We start from the raw sequence: 18,209 nt of genomic DNA, 5'->3' as shown, positions 1-18,209 counted from the left end.
AGTCGAGTCCGGGCGGATCGATCCGGTGTGTCGGAGTGGCGTCAGTTGTCATGCGTCACCACCAGCGCCAGCATCGTCGCCAAGCACATCGCAGGCCCGTGCGGCACCGTGATTGCTGCGGTGCTGTCGGCATCGGCTCGCATTCGCCGGACCGTCAGCGCCACGATGCCGACCGCGGCGGTGAGTGCCGGTGCGACGAGCGCTGCCGACACCCAGGTCCGCGCGCCGCCGAGCGCGGCCACCGCACCCAGTCCGATCGCGAGTTTCACGTCGCCGGCGCCGAACGCCCCGGGCGACACCAGGTGCACCAGCAAGTAGGGGATCGTCAGCAGCGCAGCACCGAGCAACGCGGTTGTGAATTGTGTTGTGAACAGCGCGTATCCGAACACGATCAGCGCACCTGATCCGGTGAGCGTGTCGGGCAGTCTGCGGTGCCGGATATCGATGACGGTGAGCATCGCACACCAGGCCACGAGCAGGGTGAATGCGGCAAAGTCCATGGCTACCAGCCTTTGTCGGGCGCGGTCGCCGATCAAGCCTCTGGTCCGCAATGTTGATAGCCGATCGATATGTGAACAACCACTGGTCCGCTCGGTGTCGCGGTCGCCGACCGCCGGCTGCTCCGCAGTAATTGTGCGGGGGCAGAGCGGATTTCGGTTCAGCCGTATTGCGACGTTTGTCCGTTCACGGCGGTACCCGCCCGACCACGGCATCGCCCGCGGCGGATCCGCCCGTCGCCGGTGTACGTGTTGCGTGTCGCCGCGATGCGTGTCGGCGGTAGCTTTGACATATGTCTGCTGATCACGCGGGCCTCGAGCCCGACTACGCGGCGCGTCGCGGTGCGCTGCGGAGTCTGCTGGTGGAGAACGAGGTCGATGCGCTGTTGGTCACCGATCTGGTGAACATCAGGTACTTGACGGGATTCACCGGGTCCAACGCCGCGCTGCTCGTGCACTCCTGGGATATGCGCAATGCCGAGGAGCGCACGGTGATCGGCACCGATGGCCGATACCTCACCCAGGTCGCCGAGCAGGTGCCGGACCTGCGCGCCGAGATCGCACGGGCCACCGCCCGCAGGATCGTGGAGCTCGCGGGGGAGTGGCAACTGGGCCGGGTCGGCTACGAGAGTCACGTCGTCACCGTCGATCAGCACCGTGGTTTCGTCGAGCAGCACACCGGGCTGGAGTTCGTCGCCACACCCGGCCTCGTCGAACAGCTGCGCATGGTGAAAGACGCGTACGAGGTCGAGCAGCTGCGCGCTGCGTGCGCCGCGGGCGATGCCGGGCTCGCCACGCTGCTGGAGCGCGGTGGGCTGCGGCCCGGCCGCACGGAACGGCAAGTGGCAAGGGACCTCGAGTGGGCCATGTTCGAGCACGGCGCGGCGGCAGTGGCGTTCGAGACGATCGTGGCGGCGGGCGCGAATTCGGCTGTCCCGCATCATCGGCCGACCGACGCTGTGCTCGCTGTCGGCGACTTCGTCAAGCTCGATTTCGGCGCGGTGGTCGGCGGCTACCACTCGGATATGACCCGGACCTTCGTGCTCGGCTCGCCCACGGACTGGCACCGCGAGGTATATGCCCTGGTCCAGGAATCGCAGCGGGCCGGCCGCGAAGCATTGCAACCGGGTGCGCCGGTGGCCGACGTTGATGCGGCGGCGCGCGCGGTGATCGAGGCGGCCGGGCACGGGAAGCTGTTCGTGCACGGTCTCGGGCACGGGGTGGGACTGCAGATCCATGAAGCGCCGGGAATCGCCAAAACCGGAACCGGTACACTTCTCTCTGGCGTGGCGGTGACCGTCGAACCAGGTGTGTACTTCCCCGGCCGCGGCGGCGTCCGCATCGAGGACACGCTCGTGGTGCGCGAGGGGGGCCCGGAACTGCTCACCAACACCAGCAAAGACCTGACCGTCGTCGACTGACGCCGGTTGCCCGAGACGTGGACATTACGAACGAGGAGATCCGAGGACAGTGGCGGACACCAGCGACTTCAAGAACGGCCTTGTGCTGAAGATCGACGGTCAGCTCCAGCAGATCATCGAATTCCAGCACGTCAAGCCGGGCAAGGGGCCCGCATTCGTGCGGACCAAGCTGAAGAACGTGCTGTCCGGCAAGGTTGTCGACAAGACCTTCAACGCGGGCGTCAAGGTGGAGACCGCCACCGTCGACCGTCGCGATATGACCTACCTGTACCACGATGGTTCGGACTACGTCTTCATGGACGGCGACACCTTCGACCAGATCTCGATCTCCGAGTCGACCATCGGCCCCGGCGCGCGCTTCCTGCTGGAGAATATGACCGTGCAGGTCGCCACGCACGAGGGCGCCCCGCTCTACGTAGAGCTTCCGGTCACGGTCGAGCTCGAGGTGCAGCACACCGACATCGGCCTGCAGGGCGACCGCTCCACCGGCGGCACCAAGCCCGCGACCCTGGAGACCGGCGCCGAGGTGCAGGTCCCGCTGTTCATCAACACCGGTGACAAGCTGCGCATCGACTCGCGCGACGGCAGCTACCTCGGTCGGGTGAACTCCTGATCACCTACCACCATCAGGCCGCGGCAGTAGCGGCGGGCCTGGGCACGCTCGCGAAGCGTGACCACGAAGGGCCCCGCAGCTGCCGCGATCGGGTAAAGACGGGGATGATGTGACAGTGGCCGAACAGAAGCCCACGTACAAGAAGCTCGGTGCCAGGCACAAGGCCCGCCGCCGCGCGGTCGATCTGCTGTTCGAGGCGGAGGCCCGCGACGTCGACGCGGCCGACCTGGTCTCCGAGCGCGTCGAACTGTCCACCCAGGATCAGGCTGTCGCGCCGGTGCATGCCTACACCAAGACCCTGGTCGAAGGCGTCGCCGACGATCTCGACCGGGTGGACGGCACCATCGAGTCCTACCTCAAGGATTGGGAGCTGTCCCGGCTGCCCGCCGTGGACCGGGCAATCCTGCGGATCGCGGTGTGGGAGTTGTTCCACGCCAACGATGTTCCGCCGGTGGTCGCGGTCGACGAGGCGGTGGAGCTGGCCAAGGAGCTGTCCACCGACGACTCCCCGTCATTCGTGAACGGCGTCCTCGGCCAGGTCGTGCTCGTCGCACCGCAGGTCCGCGCCGCCGCCGCGGCGACGCTGGCCCCGCGCCCGGAGCCCGAGGCCTGAGATGGTGAACAAGTACCTGGTCATGGCGATGCGCAGGCCGAATTTCGACCCCGCCGTCGTCGAGCCGCACCGCGAGTTTCTCGCCGATCTGCTCGAACGCGGCCACCTGGTCGAGAGCGGCCGCTTTACCGACGGCACCGGCGGTGCCTACGTCATCCACGCCGACAACCTCGACGCCGCCCGCGAGATCGCCTTCACCGACCCGGTCCACACCACCGGGTCATCGGAACTGACCGTCTACGAGTGGGAGATCGCGGTCTCCGCCTGACCTGAACGTCCGCCACAGCCGCGCACCTGCAAGGTGTGCGGCTGTTGTCGTTCGGCGTTCCCGCTCACCGGATTTTTGTCGGCGCGCACCCTGCGCTCCCGCTGGTGGGTGTACGGGCCCAGCGGGAGCGAACCGCGAACTGTCGGCTGTGACGGGTTCGCGGACTCGGGTGCGGTCGACGGAATTCACCTGTGACTGGTCGACGCCGGCGCTCGCGCACGGAGTCGATCTTTATTTCTCAACTGCACTCGAGGTCAAGTCATGTGGTGCAGGCCACCCGAATCAGACGTCCGCCACGGTCAGTACGATCTTGCCGGTGGTCTTGCCCTGCGCGATCAGGCGGTGCGCGTCGGCGGCCTGCTCCAGCGGGAGCAGGGTGTCGATGTGGGCGGTCAGTTGCCCCTTGGCGACCAGGTCGGCCAGTGATTCCAGGTTTGCGCGGTCGGGCTCGACGAGGAAGGCGCTTGCACGTACGCCGAGTTCGGCGGCGCGCTCGTGCATCCCGGGTGTCCCATGCGGCCTGGGCGTTGATGAGAATGCCGTCTGGCCGTAGGGTTTCGAGCGTGCGCAGTGCCGACTCGCCGCCGAACATCTGGACGGCGATGTCGATATCGCGAACAGCGGCCGGAAACTCGGTGCTCGTGTAATCGATGGTTTCATCGGCGCCGAGGCCGGTCAGGAATTCGTGCTCGGCGGCGCGCGCGGTGCCGAGCACGTACGCACCGAATGACTTTGCGATCTGCACCGCGAGATGGCCGACACCACCCGCCGCGGCAGAGACGAGCACCCGCTGCCCCGGCCCTACCTGCCCCACATCGACGAGCATCTGCCATGCCGTCAGTGCGGCGAGTGGCAGGGCGGCAGCCTGGGTGAAGCTCACGCCTTCCGGTATGGCGGCGAAGTGTCGCGATGGTGCGGTGACGTACTCCGCGTAGGCGCTTGCCGGGCGCGGGAACCACGGCATGCCGAACACGCGATCGCCCGGCTCGAAGCGTGTGACGCCGTAGCCGACTTCCTCGACCACCCCGGCGACATCCCAGCCATTGACGAAGGGGAGAGGCAGCACAGTGTTGTACGCCTTGCCTTCTCGGGCGTAATGATCGACCGGGTTCATTGCTGCCGCAACCACTTTCACCAACACTTCGGTGTAGGCCGGCAGCGGCCGGTCCACCTCTACCAGCTGCATGGTCTCGGGTCCGCCCCATTGCTGTTGCTGAATCGCGCGCATGGTCTGTCCTCTCGTACTGCTCGAGAAAGTGGACGCTCGTCCGCTGTGTTCACCTGCCGACGAGCGTCGTGGGGTTGTCCTACCGCGAGCTTGTTGTGTGCGTCGATTCGAGTTCCTGATTCGACGGTTTTCGACAGGACTGGCGTCGCCTCGGGTGGACGTCGAGTCGATCCGCGGTCTCTGAGTGACGCCAGGCCTGGACGCGTGCACGACGCGGATGGTGGTCTCGTGCAGCCGCAGCCAATCTTGGCGCGCCGCGCCGAGGCCATCGCGCTCGGCGAAATCGCCCCCGACATCGATCCCGCCGATCTCGCCTTCGGAGTCGACTCGGTCGCACGCATGGCAGGTCAGGACGCACTGCTATTCAGCGACGGTGCCCCTTACGCCCGCGCTCGCCGCATCATCGCCACCGCTTGACCGTCGTCGCCACCGCCGCCCCCACTATCTCTGTCTAATTTCCTGAGTCGTCAATTCGCCCGACGACCGGTCCGATCATGCACCGGCCAGGTCACGGTCGAGGCTCTCGACCGCTTGCCGGAAAGCCTGCACAACCGGGCGGCTGTCGGATTGCCTGGTGACGACGGCGACCTCGACCGGTTTGGTGTCGAATGGCACGAATAGCACATCGGGTCGCGCGAAGTAGTGGCTCGCAGCTGCACCCTGCAGTCCCAATAGCCCGGTGGTGGCGACTGCGCTCGCAATCGCCGTCGGTGTCCTTACCGTCGGTGCATTCCGAGGCACCTGCAGGGCGGGGCCTGCCCACTCCTTGAATCGCGGGTGGGCACTCGACAACCCGACCCATCCGCAGTCGGCGACGTCGTCCCAGCTCAGCAGATCGGCGTCGGCCAGCAGGGATGATGCCGGGACGACCGCGACCGACGGCGTGGTGTACACCCGCTGGGACACCAATCCCTCGAGCTCGCCGAGGTCGTGCACGATGCCGACATCGACGTCGCCCTGGCGAACCGCCTCGTATTGTGAAAGCCAGTCGAGTTCTTCGTGCACGAGCTTCAGGTTCGGCATGGCCGCGGCCAAGGTGTCTCGCAGTTGCGGCCACCGCTCTGCTATCCCGAATCCGAGGACTCCGATCCGCAATAGGCCGGACCGACTCCCCAAGGTTGGATCGGTGCTCGCCCACAACTCGTCGAGCGCGCATAGCACAGTGCGGGCGTGCGTGACGATCCGAAGACCGGCCGGGGTCAACTCGACCCGGCGGCTGGTGCGATCGAATAGCCGGTCACCGAGCGCGTGTTCGAGTTTCTGCACCCGACGACCGAAGTACCCGGCTGAGACGAAATGACGCTGCGCGGCTTGCGCGAAATGTAGCTCGTCGGCCAAAGTGACGATATAGCGCAGCGACTCGATGTGCACCGTTAACTCCCATCGGTAGCGGAGCTGCGTGTCACGGGAAGCATAGAACGTTCCCACCGGTGATCTGACTTGTTGTCGACCCGCTCACGCGGAAACCGGCAATGGCAATGTGCCGCTCACGATCGGGTGGCGTGATCGTTGTTGGTTAGCCGGTGAGTAGGAGGGCGGCTACCGCTCCTGTGGTTGCGATTGTGGCCAGGGCCAGGCCGGTGAGGACGAAGCGGAGCATCGGGACGCGGACCCCATGGGTGCGGCAGAATTCGAGGCACAGCAGCGTGGCTAGGGATGCCCATGGGGTGACCAGTGGGGCGATATTCGTGCCGATGAGCAAGGCCAGCAGTTGGTTTCGGTTCGCGTCCGGTACGACGGTCTCGCCTGCGGTATAGGCGGGCAGGTTGTTGGCCACGTTGGACAGCGCAGCGCCCGCTCCTGCGGCGCGGTATGCGCCGAGGGCGTCGGGGTCGGTGCCGATCAGCCAGTGCATCACCTCGGACAGTCCGAATCTGCTCAGCGTGGGCACCACGAGGAACAACCCGACCACGAAAACCAGCAGCTGCCAGGGGATCAGTGACAGCCGCAGCGCGGAACGGTCGAAGATCGCGAAGGCCGCCACCGCGATGGCCGCGGCCAGCGTGGCGGCGATGCCGATGCGATCGCCGACGAACGGGATGGCCAGGACGAACAGCAGGCACGCGGTCGCCGTCGTGTACAGCAGCGCGCGCTGCCTCGCATTCTCCGGGCGGACCGGTTCCGGCGGCAGGTAACGGTCGGCATCGCGTCGGCCGCGCCGCCAGTACCAGACCCACAGGCAGATCATCGTCGCGACGATCGACACCAGTTGTGGCGCCCACATGTGCGCGGCGAAGTCGGTGGCGTGCAACGCAATCCGGTCCGCGGCCAGCAGATTGGTGAGATTGGAGACCGGCAGCAGCAGGCTCGCGGTATTGGCCAGCCACAGCGTGGTCATCGCCAGCGGCAGTGGCGGGATCCGGGCGGGCCTCGCCAGCGCGAGCATGACCGGTGTGAGCAGCACCGCGGTGGTGTCCAGGTTGAGCAGGATCGTGGTGGCGGATGCGAACAGCACGCACAGCCCGAACAGCGCCGGATAGTAGCCGCGACCCAGAATTGCGATGCGATGCGCGATGACATCGAAAACCTTGGCCTGCCTGGTGAGTTCGGCAAGCACGATCACACTGCCGAGGAACAGCAGCAGCGGACCGATCCGGCGCATATTGTCGACGGCCTGGTCCTGTGGCAGTAGTCCGGTCAGCACGCACAGCAGTCCGGCGAGCAACAGTCCGAGCCGGACCCAGTCCAGCGTGCTCGGCCGCCATCGCGGCGGTGGTGTGGTCGAAGGAGGGGTCCGCGCGGAGGAAAGCATCTGCTCGGGCACGTTCGCCATCATCTCAGCAGCGGGCATGGTGGGAGCTGTTCAGTGCTGGGACGACTGGGTCGCGCGCCGGGCTTTGCCGAGTGCGGCGTCGCTCGCTGTCCTCGAATATCTCGAGCACTGTTCTCCTGCAAGGCCTTTCGGAACGACTCGGGGTGCATGCAAGCACTCCAAAAACCACGGCCCGCTATTGACGGTGCCACTAACCAACGGTACGTTATGTGGGTCACGATTGGTGGTGTCGATAGCAAACGGACATACGGTCCTCCTGTGGAGGCCCGTCGCGCCGATCATCGCTGGGTTCGTGATGGCGTTTGCTCCTCCCGAACCAAAGGACGTGTCTCGTCATGGTCGCCATTAGCCTTGGGCTCGTATTTCTTTTCATCCTGGTGTCCGGTGGGCTGCGGTCCATCGAGGTCGGGTGTCAGAACACGCAGAAGATCTATGTGCAGAACGTGTGGTTGTGCGCGGTGTTCTCGTATGCCGTTGCGCTGGCCGGATTCTTGATCTTCCTGGCGGTGTCGAGGGTGGTCGCGCCTTCGGCGTGGCCGTCCCTCGACGACGTGCGAAACATGCCGTGGTGGGCGCCGTTCGGTGGCCTGATCGGCGGTGTCGCGGTGGTCGGCATGATCACCGTCGCCAAATATGTCGGCGTGGCAACGTTCAACGCGGTCGTCATCGTGAGCGAAATGCTGGTCGCGCTGGTGATGGACGACCTGGGGCTCATGGGGTTCGCCACCAGGGAGTTGACCGCACCCCGTGTGGTCGGCGCCGTATTGATCACGGTGGCGGTCTATCTGATGGCCAGCGACTCGGCGAAACAAGAAACCACCCCGCTCACCACCGCGGCTGTTGAAGGGACTGTCCGATGACTACTACCACCGAACCCGAGGTCCAGACGCGCACCGCGCTGCCTCGCTCGGCATTTGCCCTGGTCTTCGTATTCCTGCTGATCGGCGGCGCATTGCGGTCCATCGAGGCGGGCTGTCAGAACACGCTGAAGTTGGCGCTGAAGAATGTGTGGCTGTGCGGGGTGGTTTCCTATGCGGTGGCCCTCACCGGCGTCGGGATCATTCTTGTTGTCGCGCTGCTGGTTTCGTCGAATCGACAGTTGCCGACCCGAGCCGATCTCGCGGCCATGCCCAAGTGGGCGCCGTTCGGCGGTCTGACCGGCGGTGCGGCGATCTTCGCGATGATCACCGTTGCCTCCAGCGTCGGAATCGGCACCTTCAACGCCTTGATCATCGGCGGTCAGATGTTTCTCGCGACCGCGATGGACCACTTCGGCGTGATGGGGTTCCCGCGCCGTCGCATCAATGTCCAACGAATCGCTGCGTGCGCCATGATTATCGCGGGCTCCTACCTGATGGCGAAATACTGAGCGACCTGAGAGATTGATAGTCTCCTTCTTGCAACGTTGCCGCAGGCAAGGAGACCGAAATGGCCGAGACGAGGACCGCAGCGCCGGGGACCGCCGAGTTGGCGGCGCTGCAGGCCGGCGGCTGCACGCCACAGCAGGCGTGGGAGCTCTTCGACCGCCTCCCCGGTGTGCCGACCGCGGAGATCACGACCGGACGTTGGCGCGGCGAGGAGCTGGACACTCGGCATCCGTTCGCCGGCGTGCTCGTCGCCTCGGGCTGGTATGGCAAGCAGTTCGACACCGCCGACGCCGTCCACCCGCTGCTGTTTGCGGACGAGACCGGAACCGTGTTCCCCGTCGATCCCCGCCGGGTCCCGCTCGGCCTCGCAGGCCGGGTGCCGCTCGTAGGCGTGCGGATGGCGCGTAAGTCGTTGCGGGTGATCGGTTCGGTGCTTCGAACCCGCACGCCCGCAGCACGTTTGCGCGATATCGAGTATCGCGGTGTGCTGAGCGCGGGCATGATCTATGACCACCTGCCGATCATCGATCACTTCCGGCGGGTCGACGAACGCACCCTGCTCGGCGTGATGGATCTGCGCGGCATGACCGAACCATATTTCTTTGTGCTGCGTCGAGAGACGGTCTGACCCGACCAGCGATGCGCCCTGTGCGCTCGGGGTGTGGCGCACCGCCCAACAGGTCGCTGACCGACCATGGGCAGCGGTCGATCCATCCCGAACCGCCCATGCGATAGCCGGCTTTCGAGTCGGCCGCGAGCTGATCATCATCGGCGTGGCAGCCGCCGGACCACCCGGGATTCCCGCTGTCGCCCGATCGCCTGCCGAGGCACTTCGGCAGGTTGTGGGGAGGCTCGGTCAGCCGATCGGCTCGGTCGGCGGATCTGCAACCCAGCCTGCGACGACGGCGAGCCCTGTCGGGCGATGCACCGCGATGAAGCCGAAGGGGTGGTCGAAGGCGACGGAGATGGTGGTGACGAGGCGTTCCGGCAGCAGAGCCGCGGCCCGCGCCATGGTGATGGCCGTGATGGCCGCGGCCTCGAACCCGGTTCGGGTGAAACGCGCGAGTACTTCCTGTGCGCCCTGGGCTACATACAGCGGGTCGGGGGAGATATCGGGGAAGTGGCCGTGTGTGCTGTCGGTCGCCGCTGTCAGGCCGAACAACTCCGGCTGTGCGCGAAGGTTGTGCGTCGATCGGATCTCGAAGGGCGGCAGGCGAACTTCGAGCAAATCGCGCCGCGACCGCCCGGTGTGGGTGCGTACCACAAGACCGGGTCCGGTGGTCCCGGCAGGGAGGTCGGTGCGGATCGGTACCGCACCGGTCACCGCGCCCAGACCGGTCGCAATAACGTCGCCGGGGGTCGCCGCACCGAGCAGCAGGTGCACATCCACATCGGCGGTCCCGGTCACGATTACCCGAGTGACCGGTTGTGATCCTTCGAGGATCGCGGCATCGGTGAGGCGGTTGGTGACGCGGTGGAGGCCAGGTCCGCGCCGCCCTTGCCACGGGCCGGTTTCGGGCGCCAGCTCGGTTGCGGTGAACGGCGCGTCCCAGGTGGTCCTCGCGGCGAGGGCCGTGGCGAGGACGAGCACGGTGTCGCGCTCGGTACGTAGCGGGAACTTCTCGATGAGGCCGCCGGTGTGCCGCCGAGCCCATTCGTCGAGGACTTGTTGTTCGCCGAGTCGGTCGATGGTGCCCGCAGGCAGTCGGCGCGTCCAATTCTCGTGCAGCGGTAGGTCATCACGAACCCAGAGGCCGAGCGCGGCGGACACGTCCTCGGCGTCGGCCAGTGTGTGCAATAGATCCAATGCCGCGGTGGTCGCCACCTCGGCAGACACCCCGATTGCCGTTTCCAGTTCGGATCGCGCGGCCCCCTCCGCGGCGGCGGCGAGCAGTGCCAACAGAGGCCACACACCGGCGCCGGACAAGACGAAGTCGGCTGCGCCTGCCGCGGCGCACCATCGTGCGGTCAGCTCATTGGTCGCGACGACATGCGGCGCCACAGATGTCTGCACCGCTCCCACGATATTCGCCGATCGGTCCGAGCGTCGGTCGGTGCTGTCCGCGGTGTTTCGTGGTCGGCCGCCGCCGGGCCGCGGCCGACCACGGGCTCACGCCTCGATCGACTCGGGGCGCAGGATGATCTTGCCGATCGGGGAGCGATCGTCGACGAGCCGGTGGGCCCGGCTCGCTTCGCTCAGCGGAAGGATGGCGTCCACCAATGCATCGAGATTCCCGGCGGCCGCACGCTCCAGCGTCGCGGTGCGGGCCTCGGCGACCCGGGCCAGCCACGCCGGGCCCGCGCAGCCGATGAGGGTCAGGCCGCTGGTGAGCAGGTCGGCGACGCCGACCTGTGCCGGTGCGCCGGACAGCCAGCCGTAGCTGAGCATTCGTCCGCGCAGCGGTGTCATGGCGGCCAGCACCTCGACGGCGGTCGCGCCACCGATCGAATCGAAGACGACGTCGACGGTGGCGTCACCGAGTACTTCGCGCAGCTGGGTCGGCCACTGCGGGTTGTTGTGATCGAGCACCTCGTCCGCGCCGAGGTTCCGTGCCCTTGCGGCCTTTTCGGGACCACCCGCGGTCGCGATGATGCGCGCCGCGCCGTATTCCTTGGCGAGTTGCGTGAGCGCACTCCCGATGCCGGTTGCCGCCGCCTCGATCAGCACCGTCTCGGTACCGGTGAGGGCCGCGGTCTCCAGCAGTGGGAGCGCCACCGATCCACTCATCAGCACCGATGCCGCCTCGACCGCCGAAACGCCGTCCGGAATCCGGACCGCGGAACCCGCCGGCGCGCACACCAGTTCGGCGTATGCCCCGAAGCCCATGGTCTCTACGGCGACTCGCTGTCCGATCAGCTCGACATCGACGCCGGGCCCGACCTCGACCACCACGCCTGCCGCCTGGAAGCCGAACACCAGCGGTGTTTCGACGGGCATCGGGAACTGCCCCGAGCGCAGCATGGTCTCGGGGAACAGGACGGGAATCGCCTCGGCACGGATCACCAGTTCGCCCGTCCCCGGCTGCGGCGCGGGAACCTCTCGGGCGACCAGTACTTCGGGTCCGCCGATGCCCGTCATTACGATTGCCTTCATCGATAACTCCATAACTTGACTGTCGGTCCAGATGTTGCCAAACAATATGGACCGCCGGTCAACTTGTCAATGAAGGAGGTGGAATGGCCGACGAACGTCCCAAGGAGCGAGCGGATGCGGCGCGTAACCGGCGGGCGATCCTCGAAGCGACCGCCGCGCTGCTCGCCGAACACGGCGCTGATGCCCTGACCATGGATCGGGTCGCGGCGGCCGCGGGCGTGGGCAAAGGCACGATTTTCCATCGCTTCGGCAACCGCGCCGGCCTGCTGCACGAGATGATCGCCGAGAGCACCTTCGCGCTGATGGATGCCGTCCGCACCGGTCCGCCACCGCTCGGGCCCGGTGCTCCCGCCGGGGGCAGGTTGGTGGCCTTCTTCGATGCGTTCGTGCGATTGATGACCGACAACATCGAGGTGACGGTCGCCTACATCCAGGGCCCGCCACATCCGCAAGCCGCCGAAATCCACAACTTCTGGGATGCGCACATCACCGCACTGCTGCGTGAGGCACGCCCGGACCTGGACGCCGAGGTGGTCGGCAGGCTGCTCTTCGGGTCGCTGGGAGGGGCGCTGGTGCCGCAGATGGCCCGTGCGGGTGAGACGGATCGGCTGCTGGGTGCGGTTCGGGAACTGGTAGAGGCGGTGCTTCGGACGCCGTGAACGTCGGCGCGACCGGCGTCGAGATCGACTTCAGCAGTTACGTTTCGGGTCCGAACCACGCCTGCTCGCCGGGTTGGATCTCGGGTCGGTCGTGCGCGAGGATCGCGTCGAAGCGTTCGTCGGCGCGGTCGAGCTGGTCGAGAATATGGCGCTTGACGTGCGCGGCGAGCGGGGTGTCCGCGCGGGTGACCAGGTCGCGGTAGACATCGGTCAGCGGGCGGTATTTGGTGGCGAGCTTCTGCATATGAGGGCCGTCGGCGTACAGGATGCCGACGCCGTTATCGGTGAAGTCGGACAGCTTCACGACCCGGGCCCACGGCGCGCGATCGAGCTCGGCTGCGACGTGCGCGCGGTACTGGACGTGCCGATCGATCGACGGATCGGGCTCCGGATTCGTCACGGCGGCAACGATATCGGCCACCCGGGCGCCGAACCGTTCGGACAGTTCGGTGAGCGCGGCGCTGGTCGCCGGGCCGGGGCGGTCGCCGGCAAGCTCGGTCGCGTGATCCTCGACCGCGTCGTGCAGCAGGCCCGCGGCCACCAGATCGGCGTCGCGGACCTCGTAGTGGCTGATGATCCGAATCGCCACGCGCAGTAGATGATTGAGATACGGTTCCCGGCCGTAGCGATCGTCGCGGTGCAGCTCGTCGGCCAGGTCGAGGGCGGCGGTGAGCCGCTCGGCCTCGGGTAGTCCTGCGATCTCCAGTAGTAGTCGCTCGCGCAGTCCGGATTCGCCGTAGACGTCGCTGATCGTATGCAGCGGCATTACGGCCAAAACCCCCGCCCCAGGATTGCTCATAGGGTCAATCTATCGGTGCGGCCCTTGTCGGCGCTGTGCTCTGTGCCACTCTGCCTGCGTTGCCGGAGCATGCCCCGCCGGAAAATCCGTTGCCGGTGCCCGCGGCTCGTGGTGTCCTGGTAGGCACGCGAGGCAGGAACTGGAGGTGACCGTGGCCGCGCACGACAAACGGCCGCGACGAGGTTCGGCCACCGATGAAATGATGAAATTGCACCGGCGCACCATGGTGCTCGACAGCCGGGTCTATACGGTGATCAGCCTGCGTCCCGGCAGCGATTTCCGCTTCTCCACCAATCGTTTTCACGACACATGGCATGTGCTGTCGGACTGGCGCGGTTCGCGGGTGCTTGCCCGACTGCTGTGGGGTCTCGCCTATCAGCGGCGGCCGGGCACCGTGGTGGTGATCGATCCCGAACACCTGGACCCGAACCCGTTCGACGCCGCACCCGCGGATCCGATCGTTGTGGTGCCCTCGGACCTGACCGTATTCACGCGCGCCGCCGCCGTCGCACTGCGCCGGCAGCTGCCGTTCCGGCGGCGCTCCGAAGGCGCCGTGCGTTGGCAGACCTTCGGCTTGCAGCAGGCGGTGGACGAACTGCGGGAATGGAGATCACAAGGCCCCGGCGAGCGGATCTGGCGCCACCGTGACCGGCGGACCGGATCGGCCTGGGTCGATCGTATCGGCGGCCTCATCACCCTGTTCGGCGAACCCGGTCAATTGCGCAGCTGGGCAACCGATCTCGCGACGCTGGGCACCTACGCCCAGGACGGGATGGATTACACCTACCTGGACGAAGCCGATTACAACGGTGAGGTCCAGATCTTCCGTCAGTATCGGCGGAAGGTGAACATCGCAAGCCAGGCGCGCGCCGAGGTACTCGCGCGAGGGGGTGGGGAAGCGGGCGATCTGGACCGCGCCATCTGGGCGCATGCTGCGACAGTTCGCCGCCGCCGCTTCCCTGCGATCGACGAGCCCTCGGTGGTCGACTGACCCCGGGCGCATCCGCAGACGGCGCCGCAACGATGAAATCCGTTGCGGCGCTGTGCTGTATGACCGTTGGCTCGCACACGTGTGCTACGCCGTGGGAGCGCAGGTTTCGTACAGCATCCGCCACGGTGTCTTCTCTCGCAGGTCGATGTCACGGCGGGCGATGAGCCGGTCGATCGCAGTGCACGCGTGCACAGGGTGGCCGAGTCCGGTGGTGTCGCCCGCTTCGTCCAGGCCGGGACCGCCGGAGGCGGTGTGGCAGGTGGACTACTCGCTGACACCGGCCGGGGCACCGTTGGTGCAGACACGTACGTGGTCCGGCACTCACCTCGACATGCTGTTTGCCGCACCGGCAGACCGTGAACACACGCCTATGTCGAGTCGTTCGATGCGCGTAACCCGTTGAGTACCAGGGTGATCAAGCGTTCTGCCTGATCGGGGCCGGCATACTCACGTGTCCAGGCGGCGGCATTGATGAGTGTGAACACATCGGCGGCGGTGGCATCGGGCCCGAGAGCCGCCGACCGGCAGGCGCGATCGACGAGTTCCTCTCCGATGCCGTTCATCCGCAGGCAGGATGCGTGCAGTTCGCTACCGTCGTCGTTCAGGCTCTCCACTAGCACCGCGGCCAGGCCCTGATACGTGGCGGCGTGTTGGACCACCGCGCGTACCCACTCGGCCACGATGTCTGCCGTGACCGGTCCGTCGAGCAACCGATCACCGCGCTCGAATAGGTCCTCGTTGCGCTCGGCCAGTAGCGCGGCGATCAGCGCCCGGCGAGTCGGGAAGTGTCCGTACAGCGTGCCGACACCCACACCGGCCCGCCGCGCCACATGCTCCAGCGGCGCGTCGGCACCGCCCGCGCCGAAGACCTCGTCGGCGGCGGCGAGCAGCCGCTCTCGATTGCGGCGGGCATCCGCGCGCGGACGGCGGACCCGGGATGCTGTTTCTTCCATCACAACCCTTCTAAGTCGATGGGCCCTCGAGATATATTTCGAAGGTGCCTCGATTTTAGAAGGAGTAGATGATGATCCTGGTCACGGGTGCTACCGGCTCGATCGGCCGCCATCTGGTGCGCCGGTTGCGACAGCAGGACAAACCGTTCCGGGCGCTCGTGCGCGACCCGGACCGCGCGCGAGAACTGGACTGCGACCTGGTGGTGGGCGATTTCGGCGATCCGGACTCGATCGCGGCCGCGCTGTCCGGCGTCGATCGGGTGTTTCTCTGTTCACCAGGGGCGCAACCGACCCCGGGGTCGCAGCCGATGGTCGCCCAGCAGACCACTGTGATCGATGCGGCGGTACGTGCGGGGGTACGGCGCATTGTGAAGGTCTCGGTCTGGGGTGCCCGGCCCGGTGGTCTGCTGGCCGAGGGTGCGCACGCCGAGATCGAGGCGCGGCTCGAGGCCTCGGGTCTGGACTGGTCGATCCTGCAGCCGAGCGGGTTCATGCAGAACTTCCTCACCGGCACAGGCGCATTCACCAGCGGCGGCGATCTCCTCGGCGCCTACGGACAGGGCCGCGTGTCCTACATCGACTGCGCCGACATCGCCGCCTGCGCCGCCGTCCTGCTGAGCAGCGACCTCGGCAATGGACGGCGGTTCGTGCTGACCGGTCCAGAAGCCCTCACCCACGCCGAGATCGCCGCCCGGCTGTCCGAGGCGCTCGGCCGGACGGTGTCCTACATCGACCAGCCCCTATCGGATTTCGCGGACAACCTCGTAGCCCAGGGGCTGCCCGCTCAGTTCGCCGCCGACGTGGCAACGCTGTATGCCGACGTCGCGGACGGATCTCTCGCCGAGACCACCTCGGCCGTCCACGATCTCACCCACCGACCGGCCACGACATTTGCCGAGTTCCTGTCCCGCGAGCGGGATCTTTTGCGGCAGTGGCCACCACAGCACTACGGGTGAGTCCGGTGCGTCGAGGCCCGATCCTCACTGAACTCCATGAGATCGGCGCGTACCACCGACGACCGCGACGGTGCCGCCAGCATGTTCCATGCGCGAGCGTTGTCTGCGCGCGAGTGTCGAGCGCAGGCGCTGTCTCGTGCCCTACGCAGGAGCTGAGCCGAACACGGGCGCTGCGCCGGACGAAAGTGCGGTGCCGAACATGGGTGCTGGGAGAACGCGAGCCTGTGTCGACGCAACCGCACTGAACGCGAGTGCTCGGCCGTCAGGCAGGCGAAACCGCGGACAGTCGTTCGAACTGCTCTTCGGACAACTGCACCTCGGCGGCGGTGAGGTTCTCTGCCAGATGGTCCAGCGAAGTGGTGCCAGGAATGTGCGGCACCACAGGTGATCTGCACAGCAATCACGCCAACGTGGTCTGCGCGGGAGTGGCACCACTTCCTCGATATTCGACAGCCGAGATGATCGAACCTCGCGTTCCGCGACGGTATTCCGCTGGTGGGACCGCCCTGCGCTATCCCGCCAGCGGAACCAGGGTGTTCTGCCTGGCCGCGGTCCACCACCGGCCTTCCTGCTTCACCAGCACGTACAGCGCGACCATCGCGGGGTCGGTGTCGATGAGCTCACCATCGGCGGTCGTCGCGCGCGCGACCTTGTGTGCGATCGCGACATCCGCACGCAGGAATACGATGTCGGTGACGTCGTAGCGCACATACTCGTCCTTCAGGAACCCGGCCAGCCCTTGGCGATTCGCGTCCAGCAGCGCCTCGGTGCCTGCGATCAGCATGCCGACGGCGTTCCCCGCGACCGCGTTGGCGGTGAAATGCGAAGTCATCAACTCGGCATCATTGGTGTTGTACGCAGTCTGGGTGTCGGTGATGATCTGCTCGATCGCCGCGATGTCCGCGGTGTGGTCGACGGTGGCGTCCTCGACGACCGGCGGCTGAAACGTTGCTGTATCCATGGGAATCAGCTTCGTACCTGAACTATGGTTGAGGTCAACTGCCCGGGACAGTCGTCTGGATCACAGCTCTGGTGGCATACGGAATGGCAATGCGCCCATGTTGTTTGCGGTGCGGAGGCTCGTGCATTCCATGGTGGGTAAACGACAGGATGGATGCTGTGTTGCGCCCGTGGCGGTCGGCGGATCGCCCCTCGACTCCATTGCCCGCTCATTGCGACATGGTCATCGAAATTGCTCGGCCGCCACTATCGTCCGGTGTCGGGTCAGCGTACGTTGCGGGGGCGGAACTGAATGCTGATCCGCGGTCCGGCCGGCTTGCGGGTCTTCGGTATCGCATGCTCCCAGGTGCGTTGGCAGGAGCCGCCCATGACGAGCAGGTCGCCGTGGCCCACCGTGTAGCGCAGACTGGCGCCGCCACCGCGCGGCCGCAGGAGTAATGCGCGCGGTGCGCCGACCGAGACGATCGCGACCATCGTGTCGTGGGTGGCGCCGCGGCCGGAAGTGTCGCCGTGCCAGGAGACACTGTCGCGGCCGTCGCGGTAGTAGCAGAGTCCTGCGGTCCGGAAAGGCTCATCGAGTTCGCGCTGGTAGTGCGTGCTCAACGCAGCGCGCGCGTCGTCGAGTATGGGATCCGGTAGCGGTTGGTCTTCCTCGTAGAAGTAGAGCAGTCGTGGCACATCCACGACCTGGTCGTACATCAGCCGCCGCTCGGCCTGCCACGGCACTTCGCCGACAAGGCGCTCGAACAATGTGTCTGCACCGCGCAGCCAGCCGGGCAGCACATCCACCCACGCGCCGCTGCTCAGCGGTGTCCGTCGCATTCGCTGCAGCGCCTCGAGGCGCACGTCATCGAACCCGTCGAGCAGCGAACCCTGGAATGGTGTCGACATGGATTCGAATCTACGTTGAATCGAACGTATGTGCTAGCAGCTTCCCGAAAATGTCGAGACGCCGGACGTTAGCCTCCGACTGCTTCGTGGCCGGGCTCACAGCGGCGTCGTGGCCCGGCTCACAGC

The 18,209-nt window shown here is 66.6% G+C and carries 22 protein-coding genes and 1 pseudogene; 11 read left to right on the top strand and 12 right to left on the bottom strand.

Annotation, left to right across the window (positions count from 1 at the left end):
* Positions 1 to 41: 41 nt before the first annotated feature.
* Positions 42 to 500, bottom strand: a complete 459-nt coding sequence (locus ACLMAL_RS31240) for a prepilin peptidase (RefSeq protein ID WP_412002342.1) — start codon at positions 498 to 500, stop codon at positions 42 to 44.
* A 290-nt stretch (positions 501 to 790) separates the two neighbouring features.
* Between ACLMAL_RS31240 and ACLMAL_RS31235 the strand changes: the two genes are divergently transcribed.
* The 4 genes from ACLMAL_RS31235 to ACLMAL_RS31220 all read left to right on the top strand — a co-directional run bounded on the left by ACLMAL_RS31235 (position 791) and on the right by ACLMAL_RS31220 (position 3,412).
* Positions 791 to 1,918, top strand: coding sequence for a Xaa-Pro peptidase family protein (locus ACLMAL_RS31235; protein ID WP_328403117.1), 1,128 nt, complete (start codon positions 791 to 793; stop codon positions 1,916 to 1,918).
* Between the two features lie 49 nt (positions 1,919 to 1,967).
* Positions 1,968 to 2,531 (top strand): elongation factor P, encoded by a 564-nt coding sequence (gene efp, locus ACLMAL_RS31230; protein WP_406231095.1) that lies wholly within the window; start codon positions 1,968 to 1,970, stop codon positions 2,529 to 2,531.
* A 115-nt stretch (positions 2,532 to 2,646) separates the two neighbouring features.
* On the top strand, positions 2,647 to 3,144 hold the full coding sequence (nusB, locus tag ACLMAL_RS31225) for a transcription antitermination factor NusB (RefSeq protein WP_328403113.1): 498 nt from the start codon (positions 2,647 to 2,649) through the stop codon (positions 3,142 to 3,144).
* Between the two features lies 1 nt (position 3,145).
* Positions 3,146 to 3,412 (top strand): YciI family protein, encoded by a 267-nt coding sequence (locus ACLMAL_RS31220; protein WP_328403111.1) that lies wholly within the window; start codon positions 3,146 to 3,148, stop codon positions 3,410 to 3,412.
* 282 nt (positions 3,413 to 3,694) lie between these two features.
* On the opposite strand, the gene ACLMAL_RS31215 is transcribed toward ACLMAL_RS31220, so the two are convergent.
* Together ACLMAL_RS31215 and ACLMAL_RS31210 are read right to left on the bottom strand one after the other, a co-directional pair.
* Positions 3,695 to 4,072, bottom strand: a complete 378-nt coding sequence (locus ACLMAL_RS31215) for a zinc-binding dehydrogenase (RefSeq protein ID WP_412002365.1) — start codon at positions 4,070 to 4,072, stop codon at positions 3,695 to 3,697.
* Positions 4,002 to 4,526, bottom strand: a pseudogene (locus tag ACLMAL_RS31210) (NADP-dependent oxidoreductase); the annotation flags it as partial. The pseudogene ACLMAL_RS31210 and the gene ACLMAL_RS31215, both read right to left, overlap by 71 nt.
* Between ACLMAL_RS31210 and ACLMAL_RS31205 the strand changes: the two are divergent.
* On the top strand, positions 4,509 to 5,057 hold the full coding sequence (locus ACLMAL_RS31205; protein WP_412002341.1) for a TetR family transcriptional regulator C-terminal domain-containing protein: 549 nt from the start codon (positions 4,509 to 4,511) through the stop codon (positions 5,055 to 5,057). The pseudogene ACLMAL_RS31210 and the gene ACLMAL_RS31205 overlap by 18 nt on opposite strands.
* A 75-nt stretch (positions 5,058 to 5,132) precedes the next feature.
* On the opposite strand, the gene ACLMAL_RS31200 is transcribed toward ACLMAL_RS31205, so the two are convergent.
* Positions 5,133 to 6,011 (bottom strand): LysR family transcriptional regulator, encoded by an 879-nt coding sequence (locus ACLMAL_RS31200; RefSeq protein ID WP_412002340.1) that lies wholly within the window; start codon positions 6,009 to 6,011, stop codon positions 5,133 to 5,135.
* Between the two features lie 145 nt (positions 6,012 to 6,156).
* Positions 6,157 to 7,431 (bottom strand): SLC13 family permease, encoded by a 1,275-nt coding sequence (locus ACLMAL_RS31195; RefSeq protein WP_412002339.1) that lies wholly within the window; start codon positions 7,429 to 7,431, stop codon positions 6,157 to 6,159.
* Between the two features lie 317 nt (positions 7,432 to 7,748).
* Here ACLMAL_RS31195 and ACLMAL_RS31190 point away from each other — a divergent pair, with 317 nt between their 5' ends.
* The 3 genes from ACLMAL_RS31190 to ACLMAL_RS31180 are packed head-to-tail and all read left to right on the top strand — an operon-like array spanning position 7,749 to position 9,408.
* Complete coding sequence (locus tag ACLMAL_RS31190; RefSeq protein WP_412002338.1) at positions 7,749 to 8,273, top strand: DMT family transporter; 525 nt, start codon at positions 7,749 to 7,751, stop codon at positions 8,271 to 8,273.
* On the top strand, positions 8,270 to 8,782 hold the full coding sequence (locus ACLMAL_RS31185; RefSeq protein WP_412002337.1) for a DMT family transporter: 513 nt from the start codon (positions 8,270 to 8,272) through the stop codon (positions 8,780 to 8,782). The genes ACLMAL_RS31190 and ACLMAL_RS31185 overlap by 4 nt, the downstream gene beginning before the upstream one ends.
* A gap of 59 nt (positions 8,783 to 8,841) precedes the next feature.
* Positions 8,842 to 9,408, top strand: a complete 567-nt coding sequence (locus ACLMAL_RS31180; protein ID WP_412002336.1) for a DUF4334 domain-containing protein — start codon at positions 8,842 to 8,844, stop codon at positions 9,406 to 9,408.
* 228 nt (positions 9,409 to 9,636) lie between these two features.
* Here the strand turns inward: ACLMAL_RS31180 and ACLMAL_RS31175 are convergent, their stop codons facing one another.
* Together ACLMAL_RS31175 and ACLMAL_RS31170 are read right to left on the bottom strand one after the other, a co-directional pair.
* Positions 9,637 to 10,794 carry a serpin family protein gene (locus tag ACLMAL_RS31175; RefSeq protein WP_412002335.1) on the bottom strand — a complete coding sequence of 386 codons (1,158 nt, stop codon included), beginning with the start codon at positions 10,792 to 10,794 and terminating at the stop codon, positions 9,637 to 9,639.
* A 96-nt stretch (positions 10,795 to 10,890) separates the two neighbouring features.
* Entirely contained in the window at positions 10,891 to 11,874 is a 984-nt protein-coding gene (locus tag ACLMAL_RS31170; protein WP_412002334.1) for a quinone oxidoreductase family protein, read from the bottom strand.
* 83 nt (positions 11,875 to 11,957) lie between these two features.
* Between ACLMAL_RS31170 and ACLMAL_RS31165 the strand changes: the two genes are divergently transcribed.
* A complete protein-coding gene (locus tag ACLMAL_RS31165) occupies positions 11,958 to 12,533 on the top strand; it encodes a helix-turn-helix domain-containing protein (protein WP_328403095.1) in 576 nt (191 codons plus the stop codon).
* A 37-nt stretch (positions 12,534 to 12,570) separates the two neighbouring features.
* Here ACLMAL_RS31165 and ACLMAL_RS31160 read toward each other — a convergent pair whose 3' ends face one another.
* Positions 12,571 to 13,332, bottom strand: a complete 762-nt coding sequence (locus tag ACLMAL_RS31160) for an HD domain-containing protein (RefSeq protein WP_412002333.1) — start codon at positions 13,330 to 13,332, stop codon at positions 12,571 to 12,573.
* Between the two features lie 145 nt (positions 13,333 to 13,477).
* Between ACLMAL_RS31160 and ACLMAL_RS31155 the strand changes: the two genes are divergently transcribed.
* Positions 13,478 to 14,323, top strand: a complete 846-nt coding sequence (locus ACLMAL_RS31155; protein WP_412002332.1) for a hypothetical protein — start codon at positions 13,478 to 13,480, stop codon at positions 14,321 to 14,323.
* 368 nt (positions 14,324 to 14,691) lie between these two features.
* Here the strand turns inward: ACLMAL_RS31155 and ACLMAL_RS31150 are convergent, their stop codons facing one another.
* On the bottom strand, positions 14,692 to 15,276 hold the full coding sequence (locus ACLMAL_RS31150; RefSeq protein WP_412002331.1) for a TetR/AcrR family transcriptional regulator: 585 nt from the start codon (positions 15,274 to 15,276) through the stop codon (positions 14,692 to 14,694).
* Between the two features lie 71 nt (positions 15,277 to 15,347).
* On the opposite strand from ACLMAL_RS31150, the gene ACLMAL_RS31145 reads away from it, so the two are divergent.
* Positions 15,348 to 16,232: an SDR family oxidoreductase gene (locus ACLMAL_RS31145; protein WP_412002330.1), complete on the top strand. Its 885-nt coding sequence runs from the start codon at positions 15,348 to 15,350 to the stop codon at positions 16,230 to 16,232.
* A gap of 262 nt (positions 16,233 to 16,494) precedes the next feature.
* On the opposite strand, the gene ACLMAL_RS31140 is transcribed toward ACLMAL_RS31145, so the two are convergent.
* From ACLMAL_RS31140 to ACLMAL_RS31130, 3 genes are all read right to left on the bottom strand, one after another.
* Complete coding sequence (locus tag ACLMAL_RS31140) at positions 16,495 to 16,611, bottom strand: hypothetical protein (protein WP_412002329.1); 117 nt, start codon at positions 16,609 to 16,611, stop codon at positions 16,495 to 16,497.
* 132 nt (positions 16,612 to 16,743) lie between these two features.
* Positions 16,744 to 17,193: an SgcJ/EcaC family oxidoreductase gene (locus ACLMAL_RS31135; protein WP_412002328.1), complete on the bottom strand. Its 450-nt coding sequence runs from the start codon at positions 17,191 to 17,193 to the stop codon at positions 16,744 to 16,746.
* Positions 17,194 to 17,456: 263 nt separating this feature from the next.
* On the bottom strand, positions 17,457 to 18,083 hold the full coding sequence (locus tag ACLMAL_RS31130) for an alpha-ketoglutarate-dependent dioxygenase AlkB (RefSeq protein WP_412002327.1): 627 nt from the start codon (positions 18,081 to 18,083) through the stop codon (positions 17,457 to 17,459).
* Positions 18,084 to 18,209: the final 126 nt, after the last annotated feature.

This window comes from Nocardia sp. CWNU-33 (genome assembly GCF_046764895.1).
In the GTDB taxonomy this organism is placed as follows: Bacteria; Actinomycetota; Actinomycetes; order Mycobacteriales; family Mycobacteriaceae; genus Nocardia.
The sequence above is the reverse complement of the archived record's forward strand: the minus strand, read 5'-3'. Positions and strand labels throughout refer to the sequence as shown.